This is a genomic window from Sorangium sp. So ce1335 (genome assembly GCF_051521615.1).
Lineage (GTDB): Bacteria > Myxococcota_A > Polyangia > Polyangiales > Polyangiaceae > Sorangium.
Genome location: NZ_CP150363.1, coordinates 6,313,659 through 6,334,051, shown reverse-complemented (window position 1 = coordinate 6,334,051; position 20,393 = coordinate 6,313,659). Strand labels below are relative to the sequence as shown.

Sequence of the window (20,393 nt, the reverse complement as noted above, 5' to 3'; positions counted from 1 at the left end):
TCGACGTCGCCGCGGCCGGCCGGCGACCCCGGCTGGCCGCGGCGGCGTCACCACGGAGCAGATCATGCGCGATCCCACCTACGCCGCCCTCGTGCCCCAGCTCTCCGTCGCCTTGCAGGAGGCGATCCTGGACCTCTATGGACCGGAGCTCGGCATCACGAAAGAGCTCAGGGCCCGCGTCGACGCGGGCACGGCCACCCCGGAGGAGCTCACGACCTATACCCGGAACGCGGACAAGGTCATCGACAAGGTCAAGACGGACATGCGCAGCACGCCGCTGGACAGCTATTCCAGGGCCCAGATCGATATCATCGCTCTGGCGAACGCGATCCATTACGCGACCTTCCAGAGCCGTGACGAGCCGTTCGCCAAGATCGTGCCCGCCGCGGAGGTCGCGAAGGTCCTGAAGCAGAACGAGGCGCCCAGGTTCTTCGGGTTCACCGCGTCCGTGCGGTACTCGGCCGACCTCGCGCCGGACCAGATGGTGAGCCAGTTCGGGCTCGACTACACGACGACCGACAACGACGGCAACACGTCGACGCCTTACCTCGTCAACGGCAAGCCGCAGCCCTTCGTGTACGTCATGGAGTCGCCGATGACGGACGACATCCGGCGTGCGGCCAAGATCCCGTTCGACCCGCGCACCCTCGGGGGCATCGAGGCGGCGGCCGCCGACCCCGGGCGCAGCGATCTCGTCCGGCAGGCGGCCCGGCTCGTGAGCCAGCCGGACGTCGCCTGCGTCATCGTGCGCAAGGACGCGCCCGATGCCCCGCAGGACGCGCTGGCCGAGCCGTACCGGCAGCGCGGCTACACCGTCAAGAGGGGCGCGGACGCGCCGTACACGGGCAACGCCATGCCGCAGTTCGGCAAGGGCCTCGACGGGAAGGCGGTCTTCTCGGACCTGGTCCAGGAGATGAACATCGACACCAGCAAGGGAATCGCGCTCGGCGGCGAGGGGGCGGCCATCTACCTGGTGGTGCCGAAGCAGGGCAGCTCGAACACCGGGGATCCGACGCTGCCGCGGGGCTCGGACCGGGTCAAGATCACCGGCTTCGACGGCCATCGATGGGAGAGCCCGGTCGCCAGGGAGCAGCTCGATCGGCGCATGGAGCAGCTGCTCGGCGGGTTCTCCGACGCGGACAGGGCCGAGCTCGCGAAGCGGCTGGTGACGCACGACACGCTGGAGGCAGCCTACACGGCGGGCGCGGCCAAGGAGCTTCCGGGCGCGCCGCTCAAGCCGCTGGCGAAGAAGGGGATCCAGGACCACGAAGCGGGCGTGAAGCGCCACATCGTGGCGCAGAAGCTGGGCTATGTGGTCGCCGCGTTGAGGCTCTCGGATACCGACAAGAAGAAGCAGAAGAAGAAGAATCGGGCCGCCGGCGACTCGGACCGGCCGACGGCGCCCAGCAAGCGAGCTTCGTCCGGAGATTGAGCCATGTCGCAGGGCGTCTATCCCCCTGCCGCCACAGCCGCGCGCGCTCCTCGGCGCGCGCCGCGCTGCGGCCTCCCGCGCTGACGGGAAGGAACACCCAGTTTAATTTCTCTTAAGGTGACGACGCCAGGTCTCGTCGGTTTGATACGGAGACGTCACCGCCGAAAGGGACCTGCCATGTCACGGAACGTTTTCCTGTTCGATATCGCCCACGATCGCGCCCGGGCCGGGGGGGGCCGGGACGGGGCCCTCTCGTTCGCGGACGGCGATCTCCCGGTCTGGGAGCATCACGCGCGCGGCTCGGGCGCGGTGGAGGCAGGGAGCGCGCTGCCCGAGGAGCTCACCGCCGAGATCGCGCAGCGCCGCGCCGCCGTGCCGGTCGAGCCGGGGCTCAAGCCCTGGCGCGCAGGGCACGTCTACACGGGCAGCGCGGACAGGGCGCACCTCGCCTACCTGCACGGGTATTTCGACGCCCGGGCGGCGAAGGCGAGCCCCGCCGACCGGCGGAAGATCATCGCTTTTCGCGCGTTCCAGGCGCGCGAGGGCAGCACGGCCGCGATCAACACCTACGATAACCAGATCGTCACCTGGGGGACGGGCTGGGGCGGCCTCGGCTGGCTGGGCAAGGTGATGGAGCGGGCGACCGCGAACGACGCCGTGCGCGAGGCGCTGGGCGCCGCCGGCGTCCGCTACCGCGGCGGCAACGTGTACGACGTCGTCGATCTCGACGCCGGCAGGGTCGTCACCGGACGCAAGGAAGCGCTCGAGATCCTGCGCCGCTCCGTCCCGCTGCTCCACCTGCTGATCGACCTGGCCAGGAACCCAGCCACGCGCGACGCGGTGACCGAGGCCCAGCTCCGCACGTTCATGGACGGCTCGGGCAACCTCTGCGGCGCCGACGCGATCGCGACGCAGGCGCTGTTCAACCTGATCGCGCACCTCAAGCACTGGGCGCCCGGGTACGTGATCGGGTGTCTCGAGTGGGCCGTTCCGCAGCTCGGCCCCGGGTCGCCCTCGGAGGAGCGCGACCGGCGCCTCGCCGCGCTCGTGGCCCGCTACTTCTACGGCAAGGCGCGCAAGCACAGGTGGATCCCGGACTTCAGACAGTTCCGGCTCTACTTCCAGCACATGAAGGACGACGGGCTCGATTGCCTGGACGAGCCCTTCCTCCAGGCCGCGGGGCCTCCGGCGGATGACCCGTTCGCCGCCACGATGGGCGCGCCCCCGCCGGAGGCGCCGAGCCCGCCGAAGGACCGGCGCGTCACGCGCGCCCCCCTCGCCGCGCAACCCGATCTGGAGAGCGTCGCCTCGGGTCGGGGCGCGCTCCGGAGAGGGGCGAGGGGACCAGGGGTGAAGGCGCTGCAGGAGGCGTTGCTCGCGCTGGGCGAGCGCGCCCCTGGCGGCGCCGACGGCGCGTTCGGTCCGGGCCTCGAGGCGGCCGTCAAGCGGTTCCAGGCCGAGCGCGGCCTCGCCGCCGACGGCGTGGTCGGCGCGGTGACGCTCGCGGCCCTCGACGCGGCCCTCTCGGCGAGCGCGGCGACCCGGGCGACAGGCGCGGAGACATCGAATCGAAGAGAAGAGGAGGAGCACCGATGACCGCAGACAAGAGCGATGAAGGCGCCCCGCCGCGGGCGGGCGTCCCCGCGTGGGTGGACATGGACCCAACGCCCGCCGAGCCGCCCGAGGAGTGGCTGGCTCGCCCGGTCGCGTTCGCCGACGACGAGCCGCCACCGCAGCTCGTCCGCACCGTGAACCTGCTGGACCCGCCCGAGCACGGCCTGCGCGGGCCCGAGGACGCCGAGGGCCTCGCCGAGCTCATCCTGTCCCGCGCCAGGGAGGGGATCGGCGACGTCTTCTCGCACCCCGATTACGACACCGCCTCGGGCGACCACGAGGACTGGGCGCGGGCCATCGCCGAGCACCAGACCGGCATTCCGTACACGATGCCAGCCTTCTTCTACGGCGCGCAAAGAGCGGTCGCGAGGGCGATCTCGGGCAGCGGGCGGTACCCGATCGTGGGGCAGTGCCAGCAGTCGGTGACCACCGCGCTCTGCATCGGCGGCTGGGACGGCGGCCCGTACGGCGACATCGGCTGCGGGACCGACGCGCTGCCGGCTGCAGCCAGGCTGGGCGACGGCTGGACCTCCGTCCCGAAGGTGCTCGCCGACTGGCCCGACGATCTCTGGGAGAAGGTCGCGGTCGGCTCGTGCCTCTTCTGGTCGGCGTCCGGAGCCGCGGGCGCCGGGAGCGGGCACGTGGCGATGGTGATCCGCAAGCACCCGGTCGAGCGCAAATGGCAGCTCTGGGACACCACCACGTCCTTCAACGACCCCGCGACGCACGCCGCCGCCGCCAGGGGCGCGCGCATGCTCTGGGAGTCGCACTGGTGGCCGTTCATCCCGCCGGCGCTCTGCGGCGGTCGGTGGTCGTTCCGCGGCATCGCCCGGATCGACGGGCTCGGAGAGATCAAGAGCGGTCTGAAGCCGCGCGGGCGCGCCCGCCTGCTCCTCCGGCGCCGCGGCGACGGCGAGCTGCTCTATCGCTCGGCGTGGATGTCGATGGAGAACGAGGGGCTCCCCATCTCCTGGCTGCTCCGTTCGCTGCGCGGCGCGCCCTTCCACGATCGCATCGAGCCCACGTGGTGCGTCAACTCGAAGTCCGACGCGCCGAGCAAGCTGGCCCCGGACAACCGGCCGCTGCTCGACGTCTTCTGCGATGCCAGGGGCAACGCGAGGATGTCGTGGAGCCCGGCCCAGGGCCTGCACAACCGCCCTCACCAGGCGATATGGGCGCCGCCCGCGGCGCTCCGCTGAGCCGCGGCACTGGGCGCCCCAGCAACCGGGAGACAACCTTCATGCGTACCCTCATCATCAGTGATCTGCACCTCGGCAACGGGGGTGACCACGACGTCTTCGCCGGGGGGGAGGCGCTGCCCGCGCTCCTCGACCGGATCGCGGGCGAGCCCGCGCGGGTCGTGGTCAACGGCGATGGCGTCGACTTCCTCATGAACGAAGACCCGCTGGAGCTCGACCCGACGCGCGCCGCCGCGCAGGCCTGCGCGATCGCCGCCGCGCCCGCGAGCGCCGCCGTGCTGGAGGCGTTCGGGCGCGTCCTCGCGCGCGGCGGTGAGGTCGTCGTCCGCCTCGGCAACCACGACGTGGAGCTCGCCGTCCCGGAGGTGCAGGAGATCCTGCGCGCGGCGACGGATCAGCCGCCCGAGGTCGCGGCGCGCCTCACGTTCCAGCTGGGCGACGCCCCCGCGATCCTCGACGTCGGCGGCGCCCGGATCCTCGTCACCCACGGCGAGCACAACGACAGCTGGAACAAGGTCGACTACGGGCGCCTGGCCCGGCTCGACCGCTTCAGGTACGCGGCGGGCTCGGTGCTCGTGAAGCAGCTCATGAACCCCATCGCGCGCCGGCACGGCCTGCGCTTCGTGAGCCTGCTCAAGCCCGATTTCCAGGGCGCGGCGCTCGCCGCGCTCGCGGTCGCGCCCGGGATCGTGAAGCAGCTCTTCAGCGCGGCCTCGCTCGACATCGCCTGGCAGCTCTTCAAGAAGGCGGGGTCGGCGGCCTCCTTCGCCGAGGAGGAGGAGGACCTCGGGCTCGCCGAGAGGCTCGCCGACGCCGGCCTCGAGGCCGAGGAGGCGGCGGCGCTCGAGGCCGCGCTCGGCGACGGGCCCGCGGCGTTCGCCGATGAAGAGATCCTGTCGACCGCGAGCCTCAAGCTCGCGCGCGCCGGCCTGAAGCTCTACGCGGGCATGCAGAAGAGGCTCGCCGGCACCCTCGGTGACGAGTACTTCCGCCTCGAGCCCGATGAGGCCGAGTGGGCCGACGCCCGGCGCCTGGCGAAGAAGTTCGACGCCGGCGCGGTGGTGCTCGGCCACACCCACGCGGCCCGCTGGAAGGTGGCCGACGGCATCGCCTTCGCCAACACGGGCACGTGGATCTGGCTGATGCAGCTCCCGCGCTCGGACGCCGGCGACGAGGCGTGGGCCGAGTTCCTCGAAGAGCTGCGGAACAACCCGAGGCTCCTGCCCGAGCGGCAGCGGGCGGCGAAGACCGTCCAGCGCCTCACCGCCGTGCTCCTCGACGCGCACCCGGACGGCGGCGCGACGATGCGGCTCGTGCAATGGGACGAGGGAGAGCTCCACCCCCTGGGGGCCGCGCGCGTGCCGCCGGGCGGCGTGGCGCGCTGAGAGGGAGGCGTCATGTCCGACATCGCCGACATCGAGTTGCTCCTCTGCCACGCCGACGATCAACGACCCGTCCTCGAAGAGGGGTTGCCGCTCGAGTCCGCCGCGGACGAGCCGCAGCCCGGCGGAGAGGAGCTGATCCACGATTTCGCCGATTTCTCCGACGATCCCAACGATCTCTCGCTCCAGCGCTGGTCCGTCATCGCGCCCGAGGGGCCCGCGGGCGACGCCCTCCTCGCGCTCGTCGAGCCCCTGATCCGGAAGCGGGAGCAGAACCAGGGCGCGCCCGTCGTGCCCTACCGCGTCCCCGCCGGCATGGACGTGGACGCGGCGATCCGGTGGAGCAAGAGCGTCTATCATGACGAGTCGGTCGCGCTCGAGGACCTGCCGCGGTATCTGCTGGTGCTCGGCGACCTCGACGAGGTCTCGCTCGAGCTCCAGCAGGCCATGGCGAGCGAGGCGCTGGTCGGTCGCCTGGTGTCCCGGTCCGCCGCGGGCTACGCGGCGTACGTGGACAAGCTGCTCTGCTCGGAGCGCGCCCCTTCGAGGGAGGCGCAGGCGCGGGCGCTCTTCTTCACCGCGAAGGACGGCACCGCCGCGACCACCATCGGCCACAGGGCGCTCGTCGCGCCCAGCGTGGCGCGGTGCCGCGACACCCGGCAGCGGGGCGGCTTCAAGGCGAGGGACATCGAGGAGATCGGGTACGACGGCGCCGAGGCGGCGAGGAGCGCGCTCCTCGAGCAGCTCGGGCGGCCGGAGCCGTCGATGCTGTTCACCATGAGCCACGGCCTGGGCGCGCCCCGCAGGGGATGGACGTCGGCGGACGAGCAGCGCGCCGTGCAAGGAGCGATGAGCCTGGGCTCCGGCGTGCGCATCGCGGCCGAGGACCTCGGCGACAGGCCCTTTCTGCCCGGTGGGATCTGGTTCTTCCTCGCGTGTTATGGCGGCGGGACGCCGGCGGAGAGCGCCTATCACCACTGGCTCGCCCGCCTGCGCGACGCGGGCGGCTTCGGCGGGCGGGTCGACGGCGTGCTCGCCGGCCTCCCCAGGCCGGGCGACCGGCCCTTCATCGCCGCGCTGCCGCAGGCCGCGCTGGCGAGCCCGCGCGGCCCGCTCGCGGTCATGGCCCACGTCGATCTGGCCTGGACCTACAGCTTCCAGGACATGGGGCCCGACGGCAAGGACAGGGCGTCGCGGTTCGAGGGCGTCTTCAGCTCGCTGGTCAAGGGCGCCCGCGTGGGCAACTCGTACAACGAGCTCCTCCGTTACCTGGGGAACGCCAACCACGAGCTCGCCGCGATGTACAACCAGGAGGCGAGGGCCGAGGTGGCGGGCAAGCCCCTCGCCCCCGACCAGGGTCGCGCGAAGCGGCGGGCGAACCTGTGGATGCTGCGCGAGGATCTCGCGGGGTACGTCCTCCTGGGTGATCCGGCGGCGCGGCTCGCGATCGACCGCGACAGGGGCGCCGTCAAGGCCGCGCCCGCGCCGGCGGAGGTGCGCTCGCCCGCCCCGCCGCCGCCCGCCGCTCCGCCGGCCCCGGCGGCGAGGCGCGCGCGGGACGCGGCGCGCATGCAGCGCGCCGTCCACGAGAAGATCCTCGGGGAGGAGGGCGACAGGAAGATCGCCGAGAGATACGGCATCACCCGCGAAGAGCTCCAGCGCTGGTACGATGCCTATTGCGAGGCCGGGCTCGAGGCGCTGGGCGAGCTGCCGTAGCGGTGCGCATGCCCGAAGAGGAGCCCGACGCCCCGCCGGCCCGCCCCCCCGCCGAGCCCGTGGGCGAGGCGCCGCCACGCAGGGCCCGGCGGCGCCGCGTCCTGCGGTCGCGCCGCCACGATCGCGTCGACAGCGTCAACACCAGCAGCCGGCTCCTCAGGGAGCAGCTCTGGACGCTCGCGCTGCTCGCCCTCCTCGTCCTGCTGCTCCTCGTGGCGCTCACGGCCACGGCGCGAGCCCCCGTCCAGCAATGGCCTGCCTGGGGATGTCGGACCCTCCTCGGCGTCTTCTCCTTCGGTGCCCTGGGAGCCACCTTCAGCGCTGCTCGATCGCTCAAGGGCTCTTCTCCCCGGGCCCGGGCTCACGCGCGGGTGTCGGACGCGCGGGCCACCCTCTCGCGCGCCGTCCTCGGGGCGCTGCCGGGGCTCGCCGCCTACGCGTTCCTCCAGTCGCGGGTGCTGAACCTCGGGGACGCCGACAACAGCAAGGCCTTCGCGATCGCGTTCATCGCTGGCTTCAGCGAGCGGCTCGTGCTCAAGGTGGCAGAGACGTTCGCCGGGGAGCAGAGGGCGAGGTAGCGACGCCGGCGGGCGCGCCGCGTCCGTCACGAGGCAGAGCGCGTGTCCTGAGGTCGCGCGTGCTCGGTCCGGGGCGAGACGAACCGGACGACGGCGCGCGGCGCGAGGCGATAACCGTGCTCATTGCGCTCGATGATGTCCCTGAGCCCCATGCGGCGGAGCTGGGTCAGGGCCACGTAGACGCGGTTGGCCCCCGCGTCCGCCACCGGCCGCTCGCCGGGCCAGCCGGCCTCGAGCAGGTCCTGGAGCGAGAGCGAGGCGTCCGGCGCCTCGTCGTGCCGGTCGACGAGGGCCGTCACGATGCGGCTGAGCGCGTGCCCGAGCGTGTGCTTCACGCCGTCCTTCGCCGCGATCCAGCGCACCTCGCAGCCGAGGACCAGCGTGGGCGGGCAGGCCGGCGCCGCCTCCGCGGCGAGCGGCAGCGGCCGCCCGGCGAGCAAGCTGGCCACGAGCGACGCGAACCCCTCGGGATCAGGCGCCTCGCTGCAGGGCGCGAGGTGGTGGAGGAGGTCCGCCTCGTCGGCGCGCGCGCGCCTTCGCGCGCTCGCGGCGCTGCCCTGGACCGCCGCATGGCGGAGCGACCGCGCGAGGAGCGCCAGCGCGAGCTCGTCGCCCGCCGGGGTCGGCTCGCCGCCTGCCGCCACCTCGGGCGCCTGGAACTCCAGGACCCTGTCGATCTGCTGTTCTCCGGCTCTCTCGAGCGGGGAATTCCTGCCGTAGCCGACGAGATAGAAGCGACCTTCGCGCGAGAAGAGGATGTCAGCACACGAGACGCGACCGATGCAGACGGGCCGCCTGTGCTTCGGATCGATCACCGCGTGGGCCGCCTGCATCGCCTCTCGGAGGCTCGCGACGAGGCCGGCCGCGATCCTGGGCGGCACCTTCCAGCCGGCGTCGTTCAGGAGGCTCGTGAGGTCGACACCGTCGATCACGGCGTCACAGGCGAGCTCGATGTACGGCGTGCCGTCGGCGACCCCGCGCGCCGCGACCTTCGGGATGAGCGGGTGATCGAGGAGCGCGTGGACGCGCTCGATCTCGGCAAATATGGTGTTTGCCCGCGCCGCGCTCGCGGCCGGGACGGGCACGATGACCACGCAGGGCTCCGCGCCTCCGGCGCGCGTCGCCGCGACGACGTGGAGGCCGTCGCGACGGCGGATGGAGCGCGGACTTTCATATCTACCGAGCCATCGTGAACGAGAATCGTCCGTGTGTCCCATGATGGTGTCCGTTCTTCAGTCGCGCACGCCTGCCGGCACACATCATTAATCACGTCCCAAGCACGAGCCCGCCGATGCGTTCTTAATAGTTTTTAAGGTGAGAAATCCTCCTGCTGCGGTCTACAAAGCCACGGAGTCGGACACGGCAGGGAGCACAACGTAGCGAGGCTTGTCTTTCGATGTGGTTGGAGATCGAGCTCGACATCAGCGGTGATGAGGTGCGCGTCAACGCGCGTGGCAGCCGGGGAGAGCGCCCCGCGGGGCACGCGATATCCTCCGAGCAGGGCCTCGCTGCGCTGCAGACCTTCGCCAGCAAGATCGGGAGGGCGGTCCGCGGCGGGAAATCGCTCGATCCAGCGGCGGTGAGCGACGCGCAGGCGCTCCACGAGGAGGTCTTCAAAGGGGAGCTGCGCGACGTCCTCGTGCGGCTCGGCGAGGTGTCGAAGGGCGGCCCGCTCCTCGTGCGGCTGTTCGCCCGCGATCACGCGCTCCAGGCCATCCCCTGGGAGGCGCTCTGCAGGCCGGGGACGTCCGAAGGGTTTTTGGGGACCGACCCCAGGGTGCTCTTCGCGCGCGGCGTCACCTCGTCGGAGCCGTGGGAGCCGCGCGAGGTCAAGGGCGCCGTCCGGGTGCTCGGGATCGCGCCGGGCACCGGCGAGCGGGCCCTCGACGTGCTGCGCGAGGCGCTCGCCCCGTCGATCGACGCCGGCGAGGTGGAGTGGCTCGATCCGATCGCCGGGCCGGAGATCGGCGCGCGGGCCCTCTTCGATCGGCTCCGTCGCGGCAAGAGCCCGCACGTCGTGCACTGGCTCGGCCACGGCGGCGTGGATCTCTCGGGCAAGCCCGTCCTGCGCGTGGCGGACGACGAGGACGGCGAGGAGGCCTGGATCACCGCAGAGGCGCTGGGGCGCGAGCTCTCCGCCGCCTTCTGCGAGGAGCTGCGCCTCGTGATCCTCGAGGCCTGCGAGGGCGCCAGGGCCGGCGCGCTGGGCAGCGCGGCGGAGATCCTGGCCAGGGCGGGCGCGGACGCCGTGGTGGCGCACCTCTGGCCGGTGAAGGCCGACGTGGCGCGCGCGTGCTCGACCGAGCTCTACCGCGCGCTCACGGGCGCCTCGCTCGGCCAAGGCGACATCGGCGCGAGCGTGGCGGCGGCGCGGCGGACGCTGCTCTCCCAGAGCGCCGAGGCGTTCTCGCCGATCCTGTACCTCCGCGGCTCGGACTCGGTGGTCTTCAACTTCCAGGGCCGCCGCGTGACGAGGCCGGGGAAGAAGGGCCGATCGAGGGCGCTCGCGCCCGCGCTCCAGGGCCTGCTCGAGCGGCCGTTCACGATGGTGCTCGGCGATCTCGAGGACGATCGCGCCGCGCTCCAGCGGGAGCTCGAGCAGTTCATGCAGGAGAGCGGCGAGCCGGCGGCTCCGGGGATGTCGCTGAGCGCGCTCACCCAGCGCTGCGTGCTGCGGTTCGGGCAGGAGGTGCTGCACTCGCTCTTCCAGCAGGCGCTGACCGCTTCGCCCGCCGCGGCGGCCCCGCCGCTCGTCGAGGCGCTCGCGCGCTTCGTCCGGCCGGGGGTCCACGTCACGCTGCTCTGGCGGCCCTGCCTCGAGCACGCGATCGCGCAGAAGCTGCCGCAGCGGACCGTGTACGCCATCCAGCCGTCTCTCCTTGGGGCTGGCGGCAAGCCGCGCGTCGTCAAGCGCGCCGCGGGGGCGGCCACGTGGAAGATGGATCCCGTCATGCCCAGGCGCTTCGATCTCGACAGCGAGATCGTCGTGCTCCGCCTGTACGGCGGATACTCGGCGGAGCCGCGCCCCATCTTCTCGCCGCCGCTGCTCACCGAGGACGATCACATCCACGGCCCCCTCGGCGCTGACGGCGCCCGGCCGCCGCTATGGATGGAGGAGCTCCTGGCGCGGCCGCGCGTCCAGCCCGGCCTCTTCGTCGCGCTCTCGAGCCTCGACTTCCGCCACCGCATGCTGCTGCGCTGGCTCTACGATCAACGCCCGGCGCCGCCGGACAGCCTGGCCGTCCTCGCGCCTGGGGTCGAAGGGAGCGAGATCGAGATATGGGGCAACGGCGGTGGGCTGCCCGGCACGGGCCACATCGCGGCCACCACCGGAGATCTGGTGGAGCTCGCGGAGCAGCTCGACGCCTTCGCGCTGGAGGACGCCTCGTGACACACCCTCCCTTCCAGGCGAAGCCCCTCCGCGATCCCGTCGTCGACGCGCTCCTGCGCTGCTGGGTCGAGCAGCGGGAGGAGCTCCTCCGCTCCTGCCGGCGCGCGCTCGGCCGAGCGGACGGTGAGGAGGCGTTCAGTCGAGCGACGTTGTCGATGCTTCAGGCCACCGCCCCCACGGGCGGCATCCGCCGGCCGGCGGCGTGGCTTCAGGAGATCATGCGCCATGCGTGCGTGGACCTCCACCGCGAGCGGACGCGGCGCGGAAGGCTCCTGTTGATCGTGGACGAGGATCTCGGCGAGCGCGCGGCGAGCCCCCAGGCCGCCGCGCGCGATCCCGAGCGGACCTTCCTCGAGCGGGAGACGCTGGCCCGGCTGGAGGGGGCCATTCGCGCCTTGTCCCCGGCGCTGCGCGCTCCTCTCTTGCTGCGGGTGGAAGAGGGGCTGTCGTACGCGGAGATGGCCGCGCTCCTGCTCGAGTCGGAGGAGAACCTGCGCAAGCGCGTGCAGATCGCGCGGCAGCGCGTGCGGCGTTCGGTCCTCCTGCAATGGGAGCAGGCGCCGCGCCGCCCCGCCGGGGACCACCCCGCCCCTCGCGCCGGCCGCCCCGGCCTGCGCCGGGGCAGGGCGCGCGCCGCGGCGGCCATCGATCCTGTCCACCTGAGCTCCGGGCCATCGAGGAGCCAGTGACCGTGAGCCCCCGCGAGGACCGGCTGGACCTCCTGCTCGCCGACGCCGACGAGCGCCGCCCCGTGCTCGACGAGGGGCTGCCTGACGACACCGCTCAGCGCGCGCCGAGGCCCAGGAAGGCCCGCGATGCCAACCACTGGCGCCGCACCGACGCCGATCGCAACGACCTCACGCTCCAGCGATGGGCGGTGATCGCGCCCGAGGGCCGGGAGGGCGACCGGATGCTCGAGGCCATCCAGCCGCTCGTCGCGCTGCGCGAGGCCGAGCAGGGCTCGCCCGCGCGCGTGGTTCGCGTGCCGCACGGGATGGACGCCAGGCGATCCGCGGAATTCCGGAGAGACGTCTACTGGTCCGAGGAGGTGGCGGAGGAGGACAGGCCCCTTTACCTGATGATGCTCGGCGATCTCCATCACACCTCGGTGGAGCTCCAGCACGCGCTCGCCAACGACGCGCTCGCGGGGCGCGTCCACTTCGCGGACGGCGCGGGGGAGACGGATCTCGCCGGCTATGCCGCCTACGCGGAGAAGGTCGTTCGCTATGCGCAGCGCGGCACGCCCGAGACCTCGCCGGAGCTGCTGTTCTATGCCGCGCCCGACGGCTCGGCGGCCACGGTCGCGGGCAAGCTCAGGCTCGTCGGCCCGAGCCTGGCCACGTCGATGGAAGCGCACGCCAGGGGCAAGCTCCCCGCGGCCTCCGTGCGCGAGATCTCCGCCGGCAGCGTGGACGACCTGCTCGCCGGGGGCGGCGGCGCGCGTCCTTCGGTGCTGCTGTCGGTGAGCCACGGCCTGGGCGCACCCCGGCGCGGCTGGCGCAGGGAGGAGGACGCCTGGCGGCGCCAGGGGGCGCTCGTGATCGCCCACGACGAGATCCTCGACGCCGAGCGGCTGCGGGGACAGGCGTTCTTGCCGGGAGGCATGTGGTTTTATCTGGCCTGCCTCGGCGCGGGCACGCCGGCGGAGAGCGTCTATCACGCCTGGCTCTCGCAGCTCGCGCAGGAGGATCGTTATGGTGGCAGCCTGAAGGCCGTGCTGCACAGCCTGCCGGCGTCGGGCCAGCGCCCCTTCGTCGCGGCCCTGCCGCAGGCCGCGCTGGCCAACCCGGCGGGGCCGCTCGCCGTCATCGGCCACGTCGACCTCGCGTGGACGTACGGCTTCTCGGGCACGAACAGCCTGTCGGAGAGCAAGAAGTCCCGAATCTATCGCCCGCTCGAGGTGCTGGTCCGCGGCAGTCGCGCGGGGATCGCGCTGGAGGCGCTGATGGAGTTCTACCGCGGCGCGAACGACGAGCTCGCGCAGAGCTACCAGATCGAGGCCGACGCGCGCGCGGCGGGCCGCGCGGATCCCACCGATCGCGCCGATCGCGCTCACCTATGGATGCTGCGCAACGATCTCCGCGGCTACGTGCTGCTCGGCGATCCGGCGGTGCGGCTGCCGCTCCAGCAGCTCGCGCTGCGCGCCGAGGCGGCCGCGCCTGCCGGGGTAGCGTGGACCCCGCCGGATGCGCCGGCCGCCGACGCTGCGCCTGGGGCGCCGACGCGGGAGGCGGCCGTGCTGGCGATGATCCGCGGAGACGAGGCGCCGCGCGCGATCGCGGCGCGCGCGAGGGTGTCGCTGGAGACGCTGTGGCGCTGGGTCGACGCCTATCGCGCGGGCGGCCGCGAGCGACTCGGGCGGTGACGGAGCTCCGCGGGATCGTGCAACCCATATCAGCGAAGGTTCCGTCGCCGTTGCCGAGCCGCACGGTCACGGTGTTGGGGACGACGAGGTGGAGATGGCTGCCCCCGTTGAGGTACGCCACGGCCACGTCCGTGAACAGGCGCCGTCGTTCATGCACCGGCGGTAGCGTTTGTGCACAGGGCCCCACGGCGAAGGCGGTCACGGGCTCGCCGTCGCGCGCCGGCCGGTGAAGGTGTCGGAGGCGATGGGATCGCCGGTGTCGCTCGAAGGATCGAGCGGATCCTCGCCGTCCTCGAAGGTACGCACGACGAGAGAGCCGGCGATCTCGTCGCAGCCCTGACCGACCGTGTCGAAAACGATATCGATCCGGGCCGTCGTCATCAGGGTTTTGTCTTCGTTGTAGACGAACGCGAACAGGGCGCCACGAGCGCCATCATTGCCGACTTTACTCCAGCTCCCCTGCTGGTTGGAGAAGTTGTATAGGGGCTGCGTCGAGGTGGTCCCGAAGAATGACCCGTCAGGCGCGAACGTCCAGAAATCCCTGGCGCCGCCCGCTTCCGAGATCAGGTAAGTCCCGGCGCAGCTTTGGGGAGAGCGACCGGCCAGGGTTGGCGCCGGCCGGAGAGCGAGCCCGAAGGCCGCGAGCGGGAGCAGCGAGAGAGCGAACAGGAGGCTTTTGCGCATATCGGTTTCGATCCTTTCCACGGATCGGTGCGCCGCGCCCTTGGCGCGTCCTCACGCCAGGGCGCCGCGACAGATCCGTTCCGAAGAACGTGATGAAACGACTCGATGTATCAAGGCGCCGATGCAACCGAAATACTCTTGGGTGCGGGGAGCAGGTGGCGGAGTATCGGCGCCTCTCGTCCACGAGAAATCGCTGCCGCGCTTCGTGGAGAAGGCGTTTCATGAATACCTGCGGTTCGGCGGGAGATTCTCTGAGACGCCTCCCCCTGCTGCTGGCGGTCTACCGGGATCGCGAGCGCCGGCGCCGCGCCCCGAGCGCGGCCGCCGCGATCGTGAAGAGCGAAGCGTAGGACGCGCCCCGCGACGCCTCGCCGCCGGTCACGCGGCAGCCGCAGCCGCCGTCATCCTCGCTGCCGCCGGCGCCGCCGGTGCCGGTCGTGGCGGCCGTGGTCGTGGATGTCGTGTCGCCGCCGGTGCCCGCACCGCCGGTGCCATTGGCGCCGGCGCCGCCGACGCCCATGCCGCCGACGCCCATGCCGCCGGCGCCCATGCCACCGGCGCCCATGCCACCGGCGCCGCCGACGCCTTCAGCACCACCGACGCCTTCAGCACCGCCGACACCCATACCACCGCCCATGCCGCCCGCGCCGGACGCGTCGCAGGCGTCGCCGATGCCACTGCCGCTGGAGTCCGCCTGGTCGGGGTTCGGCACGGTCGGGCAGTTGTCGCAGGCGTCGCCGACGCCGTCGGCATCTACATCCGACTGCGTCGCATTGGCCAAGGTCGGGCAGTTGTCGCAGGCGTCGCCGACGCCGTCGGCGTCGGCGTCGGTCTGCGCGCTGTTGGACACCGTGAGGCAGTTATCCATGCCGTTGAGGACCGTGTCGAGGTCGGTATCGGCGGCGCTCGGCACGGCGCACGCGGTCCAGGTCGTCGACCAGGGCTCGCTGGCCTCGTCACGGCCGCTGACGCCATTGCTGCCCGTCATGACCTGGCCGGTCTCCGTGAGGTCCACGCGACACGTGTTGATCGTCGTCGTCGCCGTCGACAGGGGTGCGTGCAGCGCGGGGTTGTCCGCCGTATCCGGCAGATACGTCGAGCCGTTGACCGTGACGCCCGTCTTGTTCACCGGGGACTGGGGCCCCGCCGATCCATAAAACACGTAATCGACGTCGGTCACGAGGTTCGTCATGCCATCCCAGTAAAACAGAACGACCGGCTCGCTCCCGTTGGTGAGCCCCCACGCGGTGCCGACCCCGTTCGTGACCGGCACGAGCATGTCGGGGACAGCGGGGCTCGTCGTGGTCGCGGCGCCCGTTGCGATCTCGTATGTGGGATAGATCCCGTATCCGGTGAACGGGCTCGTCACGCCGCAGGAGGTCCTGAAGCACTCGCCGCCGGCGATCGACACGTACTGGGTCTCACCCGGCTGGATGACAGCACCGGCTGGAAATCGCACGATGAAGTCGGAGGTGCCGGCGGGGGCCCCAGCGGTGACCACGTCGTAATAAGTGTTGTAATCGGCGAGGTAATAATCGGTCAGGACGATCGGCGTGCGTCCGGGGTTCCGGAACGCGATGGACTCGGCCTGTGTCGGGGAGACGACGACCTCGATCAGCAGGAGCTTCTCCGCCGCGGCGTGCGCCGCGGCTGGAAGCAGGACCATCGTGGAGAAGGAGAGAATCGAGGCGAGACGCTTCATGGTGTGTACCCTAAACCAAGCTCGGAAATGGTGAAAGGCCCGGAGCGGCGTCAGTCCGCATCATTCCAGAGCGGCTCCGAGGCCGGGAGGCGCGCTCGACGCAGCCACCACAGGAAGCAGACGCCGCCCCGATGCGGGTGGACCGCCATCTGGACGACGTTGTCGAGCAGCCGCTTCGCAGCTGTCTCGATGCCGTCACACCGACTCAAGACCAGGACCTGGAGACAGCCGACGATGGCACCGTTCGTATCCGGCAAGGCGTTGCGCCCGACCGCCGTGCCTCCATAGGAGGACGCCGAGATGCGCCACGGCCGCAAGAGCCGATCGAAGCGGTTCGACGGCTACAAGGAGCATATCGCGCGCGACCTCGACCTTCCCGTCATCGTTGCCTGCCCATTCAAGCCAGCGAATCGGCCCGAAGATGAGCGGGCCGCACCGCTCGCCAACCCCGCCTGCGTTGTCTGGAACCGCGATCTCGCGGCGTGCGGCGACCTACCTACCGCCGGCGAAACGCGCGCGCCATCGTCCGTTCGGTCAGCTTGACACGCGGCGGGGCCTATGACTGCGTCGTGTCTTTGGTCTCAAGAAAACGGGATTCTCGTCACGCCCGGATCCGGCGCTCGCCGCCATCGTCGATCCCGAGGTCGTCTCCGCTCTCCAGGCGACCGGCTGTCGGGCTGGCCTCGCAGCTCGGAAGACCCTCCCCGTCGCGGCGCTCACCCGTCTCGCCCGCGGCTCCGCTCGAGCAGCGCCGCGAGCTCCGCCGCCGACGCCACCCCGAGCTTCGCCGTCGCGCTCGCCCGGTGCTGCTTCACGGTCGACTCGGCGAGCCCCAGCTCCGCCGCGATCTGCTTGTTGAGCGCCCCGCGCGCGATCCGGTCGCACACCTGCCGCTCGCGCGGCGTGAGCGCGTCGAGCCGCGCCGCGAGCGCCGTCTGTTCCTCCCGCGCCGCCCGCGCCCGCGCGTCGAGCTCCATCGCGCGCCTCACGGCCGCGAGCACCTCGTCCGCCTCGAGCGGCTTCAGCAGGAAGTCGACCGCGCCCTCCTTCATCGCCTGCACCGACGCGCGCACGTCCCCGTGTCCGGTGATGAAGATGAGCGGCAGCCGGCACCCGGACGCCCTGAGCGCCGCCTGCAGGTCGAGCCCGCCGAGCTCCGGCATCGCCAGATCCACGATAACGCAGCCGGCCCGCGCGCCCGGCGCCGCCGCCGCGGACGCCAGGAACGCGCGCGCTCCCTCGAACAGCTCCACCTCGTAGCCCGAGGCGCCGAGCAGCCGGCCGACGCTCCGCAGCACCGCGCCGTCGTCGTCGATCACCACGACCTTCGCCGTCACGTCCGTCATCGTTCCTCCTGCGCCGCCTCGCCCGGCAGCTCGAGGCGCGCAGCCACGCCGCCCGCCGGCGCGCGCTCGGCCCACAGCCGACCGCCGTGCGCGTCCGCGATCGACCGGCTGATGCAGAGCCCGAGGCCCAGACCCTCCGACTTTGTCGTGAAGAACGGCTCGAAGAACCGCTCGAGATCGTCCATCGCGCCCCCCTCGCCCGAGTCCTCCACCACGAGCGCCACGCGCCCGCCGGCGCGCGCCGTCCTCACGATCACCCGGCGGTCGCCGTACGGCCGCCCCGAGACGGCGTCGAGCGCGTTCGAGATCAGGTTCAGCACCACCTGCTGGAGCTGGACCGCATCGCCCCGCACCGCGGGCAGGTCGGGCGCGAGCTCCAGGGCGATCGTCGCCCCGCGCAGGAGCGCGTCGTTGCCCACGAGCCGCGCCACCTCGCGCGCCGCCTCGTTGAAGTCGCACCGTTCCCTCTGCGCCTCGCCCTTCTTCAGCAGCACGCGCATCCGCCGTATCACCTGGCCGGCCCGCCGGGCGCCGGCGACGATCTCCTCGAGGGCAGCGCTCACCTCCGCGACGTCCGGCGCCGCGCGGCGCAGCAGGATCTCCGCCGCCTGCGCGCTCGTGAGCACCGCGGAGAGCGGCTGGTTGATCTCGTGCGCGATCGAGGACGCGAGCTCGCCCATCGCCGCCACGCGGTTGAGGTGCGAGAGCGCGCTGAGCGACTCGCGCGCCTGGCTCTCGGCGCGCTTCCGGCTGGTCACGTCGAAGTGGGAGACGACCGCCCCCCCGTCCCTCCACGAGAGCCGCCGCGCCCGCACCTCGGTCCAGCGCTCGGCGCCGCCGTGACGGTACTCGACTGTATCTTCGACGTCGCGCCCAGCGAGCGCCCCCTGCACGAGCTCCATGACCCGCCCGGCGCCGGCGTCGCCCGCCGCCGCGGCCCGCCGGAACGCGCCGAGGTAGCTCTCCCCCTCGGCGATACGCTCGATCGGGCCCGGCGCGCCCTCGCGCGACGCGCTCGCCCACGTCCGGTTCGTGCGGCGCACCACCCCGGTCCTGTCCACGACGGCCACGAAGCCGACCATCGAGGCGAGCACGGCGTCGCTCATCGCCTGAGCGCGCCCGCGCCGCCGCCGCTCGATGACGAGCCCGGCGATCAGGGTGGTCTGGAGCGTGACCGCGACCGCGGCGCCCAGCGCCCACCGACGGTAGAGGTCCCAGAAGGACGGCGCGCGGAAGTGGACCTCGGCGCCGGGCGGCAAGCGGTCCTCGGGGATCCGGAAGAGAGCGAGCTCGCGGGCGTCGAAGGCGAGCGCGTTCGCGTCCGCGGCGCGGATCGGGATCGACGCCGCGGACTCGCCGCCGAGGAGCCGCAGCGTGATCCCGCCCAGGTCGCGCCCGACCCGCCCGTAGTCGACGATCTCCCCGCCGACGATCCCCTTGCCGAGCCCGACGCCGTGGACGGAGAAGAACGGGCGCTGGGTCTGCGCTCGGAGCCGCTCGAAGGCCTGTATCCCGACGAAGCGGTCCCCGGCGGCATCCATGTAGAACGTGTCGAACAGGACGATGGCGTTCGCCGGGAGCGCGGAGAGGCGCCGATCGAGCTCGGCGAGCGGCAGGCTCGCGAGGTCCAGGAGCGCGACGCGGGCGGCGAGGGGGCCGAGATCGCGGGCGATCCCGTCGTGGCGCGCGCGTTCCCAGGGGCTCGCGCCCATGACGAGCGCGACCTCTCGCGTGTCGGGGAGGAGGCGCAGCGCGCTCTCCGCCGTCCGGAGCCACGCGAAATCGAGCCAGATCCCGGTGACGTCCGGCGCGGCGGGCACCGCGAGGGCGGCGCTCCGGTCCTCGCTCAGGAAGAGCACGGGCGCGCCGGACCACAGCTCGCGCCGCAGATCGAGCACGACCTGGAGCACGTCGAGCCGGAGCGCGACGATCACGCCCGGGTGATAGCTGCTGTATTTCGCCCGGTAGAAGCGGCGGAGCTCGCGCGCGTAATCGGGGGTGTCGAACCACGACAGGTCGAGGAACTCGAGCTTGAAGGTGACCGGCCCGTCCCACTCGACCCGCACCGATTCCCGGAGCTCGCCGGTGATCGAGGACATGGCCGGCGCGGTCGGGTCATCCGACTGGAAGACCAGGACCTGCGCCGGCGCTCTGTCCGCCAGCGCCGGCGCGGGCGCGCCGAGGGCGATCGCGAAGGTCGCGATCAGCAGCACGAGCGCCGAAAGAGAATCCCGATGATGCCTCGACGGAGCCGAAGAACGCTCCCGATCCCTTCGTCGCGCTGGTGTCGGCAACAAGAGAGATGAACTTATCACGGCTGTTCGCGCCATTTCAAGAGGGGCGCGGCAATGGCCGTATTGGTCGAGAGGGTCGACCGAAGGCAGAAGGTGTTGGACGAGGTGATGTCTTATCGATCCTATCCCCGCTCCCTGTTCGAATCGGGCCACCATCGACGATTCTTCGCGCTATCCGCTCGCCTCCTGAAAAACGACGTTATCCCAGCGACCTGCACGGCCATCGGAGGGGCTGCCTCCACGCCGCGACCTGCAGCGCGCCCGAGCCGGAGCACCCGCTCCGCCGGCGGCGGCGACCGCGGCGCGTGCGAGCTGCGCCATACACCCGGATGCAGTGGACGATCTCGAACGGGCGCTGCGACCATGTCCCCGCAGGAGCTGAACGGAGTAGCGACGGCCAAGGTGGCCGAAGAGATGGGTTTGCGCTCCTCTGCGGTTGACGAGCGATGAGCAGAGCACATCGCTACTCTGCGTGATGTCGTCAAACTCCGGGGCAGGGGAGATATCCCACGGGGCGCGGGACGGTGGTGAGCGCCGCCGGCCTGGCTGTGCGCTCAACGAACGACCTGGACGACGATGCGACAGTGTGAATGATCGGCGTTCTCATCATGTCCAAAGGGGGTCACCGAGGCGCGCAGACGACATGCGCCGCGCTGGCCAGCGCGCGCCTCGACCTCCACCGCCGCCTTG

Annotated in this window: 15 protein-coding genes; 10 read left to right on the top strand and 5 right to left on the bottom strand. The window is 72.0% G+C overall.

The annotated features are described in order from the left end of the window. The first annotated feature begins 64 nt into the window (after positions 1 to 64). From WMF24_RS23375 to WMF24_RS23350, 6 genes are all read left to right on the top strand, one after another. Entirely contained in the window at positions 65 to 1,432 is a 1,368-nt protein-coding gene (locus WMF24_RS23375) for a hypothetical protein (RefSeq protein ID WP_437738652.1), read from the top strand. 177 nt (positions 1,433 to 1,609) lie between these two features. Then, the gene (locus WMF24_RS23370) at positions 1,610 to 3,028 is read left to right on the top strand and encodes a peptidoglycan-binding domain-containing protein (RefSeq protein ID WP_437738651.1); all 1,419 of its coding nucleotides are present in this window, start codon (positions 1,610 to 1,612) and stop codon (positions 3,026 to 3,028) included. Next, entirely contained in the window at positions 3,025 to 4,245 is a 1,221-nt protein-coding gene (locus tag WMF24_RS23365) for a hypothetical protein (protein ID WP_437738650.1), read from the top strand. The genes WMF24_RS23370 and WMF24_RS23365 overlap by 4 nt, the downstream gene beginning before the upstream one ends. A 41-nt stretch (positions 4,246 to 4,286) precedes the next feature. After that, a complete protein-coding gene (locus tag WMF24_RS23360) occupies positions 4,287 to 5,630 on the top strand; it encodes a metallophosphoesterase (protein WP_437738649.1) in 1,344 nt (447 codons plus the stop codon). 12 nt (positions 5,631 to 5,642) lie between these two features. Then, positions 5,643 to 7,343: a hypothetical protein gene (locus WMF24_RS23355; RefSeq protein WP_437738648.1), complete on the top strand. Its 1,701-nt coding sequence runs from the start codon at positions 5,643 to 5,645 to the stop codon at positions 7,341 to 7,343. An 8-nt stretch (positions 7,344 to 7,351) separates the two neighbouring features. After that, entirely contained in the window at positions 7,352 to 7,921 is a 570-nt protein-coding gene (locus WMF24_RS23350) for a hypothetical protein (protein WP_437738647.1), read from the top strand. A 26-nt stretch (positions 7,922 to 7,947) separates the two neighbouring features. Here the strand turns inward: WMF24_RS23350 and WMF24_RS23345 are convergent, their stop codons facing one another. Beyond that, complete coding sequence (locus WMF24_RS23345) at positions 7,948 to 9,015, bottom strand: hypothetical protein (protein ID WP_437738646.1); 1,068 nt, start codon at positions 9,013 to 9,015, stop codon at positions 7,948 to 7,950. Positions 9,016 to 9,317: 302 nt separating this feature from the next. On the opposite strand from WMF24_RS23345, the gene WMF24_RS23340 reads away from it, so the two are divergent. The 3 genes from WMF24_RS23340 to WMF24_RS23330 are packed head-to-tail and all read left to right on the top strand — an operon-like array spanning position 9,318 to position 13,677. Continuing rightward, positions 9,318 to 11,312: a CHAT domain-containing protein gene (locus WMF24_RS23340; RefSeq protein WP_437738645.1), complete on the top strand. Its 1,995-nt coding sequence runs from the start codon at positions 9,318 to 9,320 to the stop codon at positions 11,310 to 11,312. Then, on the top strand, positions 11,309 to 12,001 hold the full coding sequence (locus tag WMF24_RS23335; RefSeq protein WP_437738644.1) for an RNA polymerase sigma factor: 693 nt from the start codon (positions 11,309 to 11,311) through the stop codon (positions 11,999 to 12,001). The genes WMF24_RS23340 and WMF24_RS23335 overlap by 4 nt, the downstream gene beginning before the upstream one ends. 2 nt (positions 12,002 to 12,003) lie before the next feature. Continuing rightward, on the top strand, positions 12,004 to 13,677 hold the full coding sequence (locus WMF24_RS23330) for a hypothetical protein (protein ID WP_437738643.1): 1,674 nt from the start codon (positions 12,004 to 12,006) through the stop codon (positions 13,675 to 13,677). Between the two features lie 198 nt (positions 13,678 to 13,875). Here the strand turns inward: WMF24_RS23330 and WMF24_RS23325 are convergent, their stop codons facing one another. Further along, complete coding sequence (locus WMF24_RS23325; protein WP_437738642.1) at positions 13,876 to 14,382, bottom strand: hypothetical protein; 507 nt, start codon at positions 14,380 to 14,382, stop codon at positions 13,876 to 13,878. A gap of 259 nt (positions 14,383 to 14,641) precedes the next feature. Next, positions 14,642 to 16,063 (bottom strand): thrombospondin type 3 repeat-containing protein, encoded by a 1,422-nt coding sequence (locus tag WMF24_RS23320; protein ID WP_437738641.1) that lies wholly within the window; start codon positions 16,061 to 16,063, stop codon positions 14,642 to 14,644. Positions 16,064 to 16,363: 300 nt separating this feature from the next. Here WMF24_RS23320 and WMF24_RS23315 point away from each other — a divergent pair, with 300 nt between their 5' ends. Then, positions 16,364 to 16,606, top strand: a complete 243-nt coding sequence (locus tag WMF24_RS23315; RefSeq protein ID WP_437738640.1) for a hypothetical protein — start codon at positions 16,364 to 16,366, stop codon at positions 16,604 to 16,606. A gap of 173 nt (positions 16,607 to 16,779) precedes the next feature. Here the strand turns inward: WMF24_RS23315 and WMF24_RS23310 are convergent, their stop codons facing one another. Continuing rightward, on the bottom strand, positions 16,780 to 17,409 hold the full coding sequence (locus WMF24_RS23310) for a response regulator transcription factor (RefSeq protein WP_437738639.1): 630 nt from the start codon (positions 17,407 to 17,409) through the stop codon (positions 16,780 to 16,782). Beyond that, entirely contained in the window at positions 17,406 to 19,622 is a 2,217-nt protein-coding gene (locus WMF24_RS23305; protein ID WP_437738638.1) for an ATP-binding protein, read from the bottom strand. The genes WMF24_RS23310 and WMF24_RS23305 overlap by 4 nt, the downstream gene beginning before the upstream one ends. Positions 19,623 to 20,393 lie beyond the last annotated feature (771 nt).

Bases quoted from the DNA above. Each gene is read 5' to 3' on its own strand.
- WMF24_RS23310 (WP_437738639.1), bottom strand. From the start codon at position 17,409: ATGACGGACGTGACGGCGAAGGTCGTGGTGATCGACGACGACGGCGCG.
- WMF24_RS23375 (WP_437738652.1), top strand. From the start codon at position 65: ATGCGCGATCCCACCTACGCCGCCCTCGTGCCCCAGCTCTCCGTCGCC.
- WMF24_RS23340 (WP_437738645.1), top strand. From the start codon at position 9,318: ATGTGGTTGGAGATCGAGCTCGACATCAGCGGTGATGAGGTGCGCGTC.
- WMF24_RS23355 (WP_437738648.1), top strand. From the start codon at position 5,643: ATGTCCGACATCGCCGACATCGAGTTGCTCCTCTGCCACGCCGACGAT.
- WMF24_RS23360 (WP_437738649.1), top strand. From the start codon at position 4,287: ATGCGTACCCTCATCATCAGTGATCTGCACCTCGGCAACGGGGGTGAC.
- WMF24_RS23350 (WP_437738647.1), top strand. From the start codon at position 7,352: ATGCCCGAAGAGGAGCCCGACGCCCCGCCGGCCCGCCCCCCCGCCGAG.
- WMF24_RS23315 (WP_437738640.1), top strand. From the start codon at position 16,364: ATGCGCCACGGCCGCAAGAGCCGATCGAAGCGGTTCGACGGCTACAAG.
- WMF24_RS23365 (WP_437738650.1), top strand. From the start codon at position 3,025: ATGACCGCAGACAAGAGCGATGAAGGCGCCCCGCCGCGGGCGGGCGTC.
- WMF24_RS23320 (WP_437738641.1), bottom strand. From the start codon at position 16,063: ATGAAGCGTCTCGCCTCGATTCTCTCCTTCTCCACGATGGTCCTGCTT.
- WMF24_RS23370 (WP_437738651.1), top strand. From the start codon at position 1,610: ATGTCACGGAACGTTTTCCTGTTCGATATCGCCCACGATCGCGCCCGG.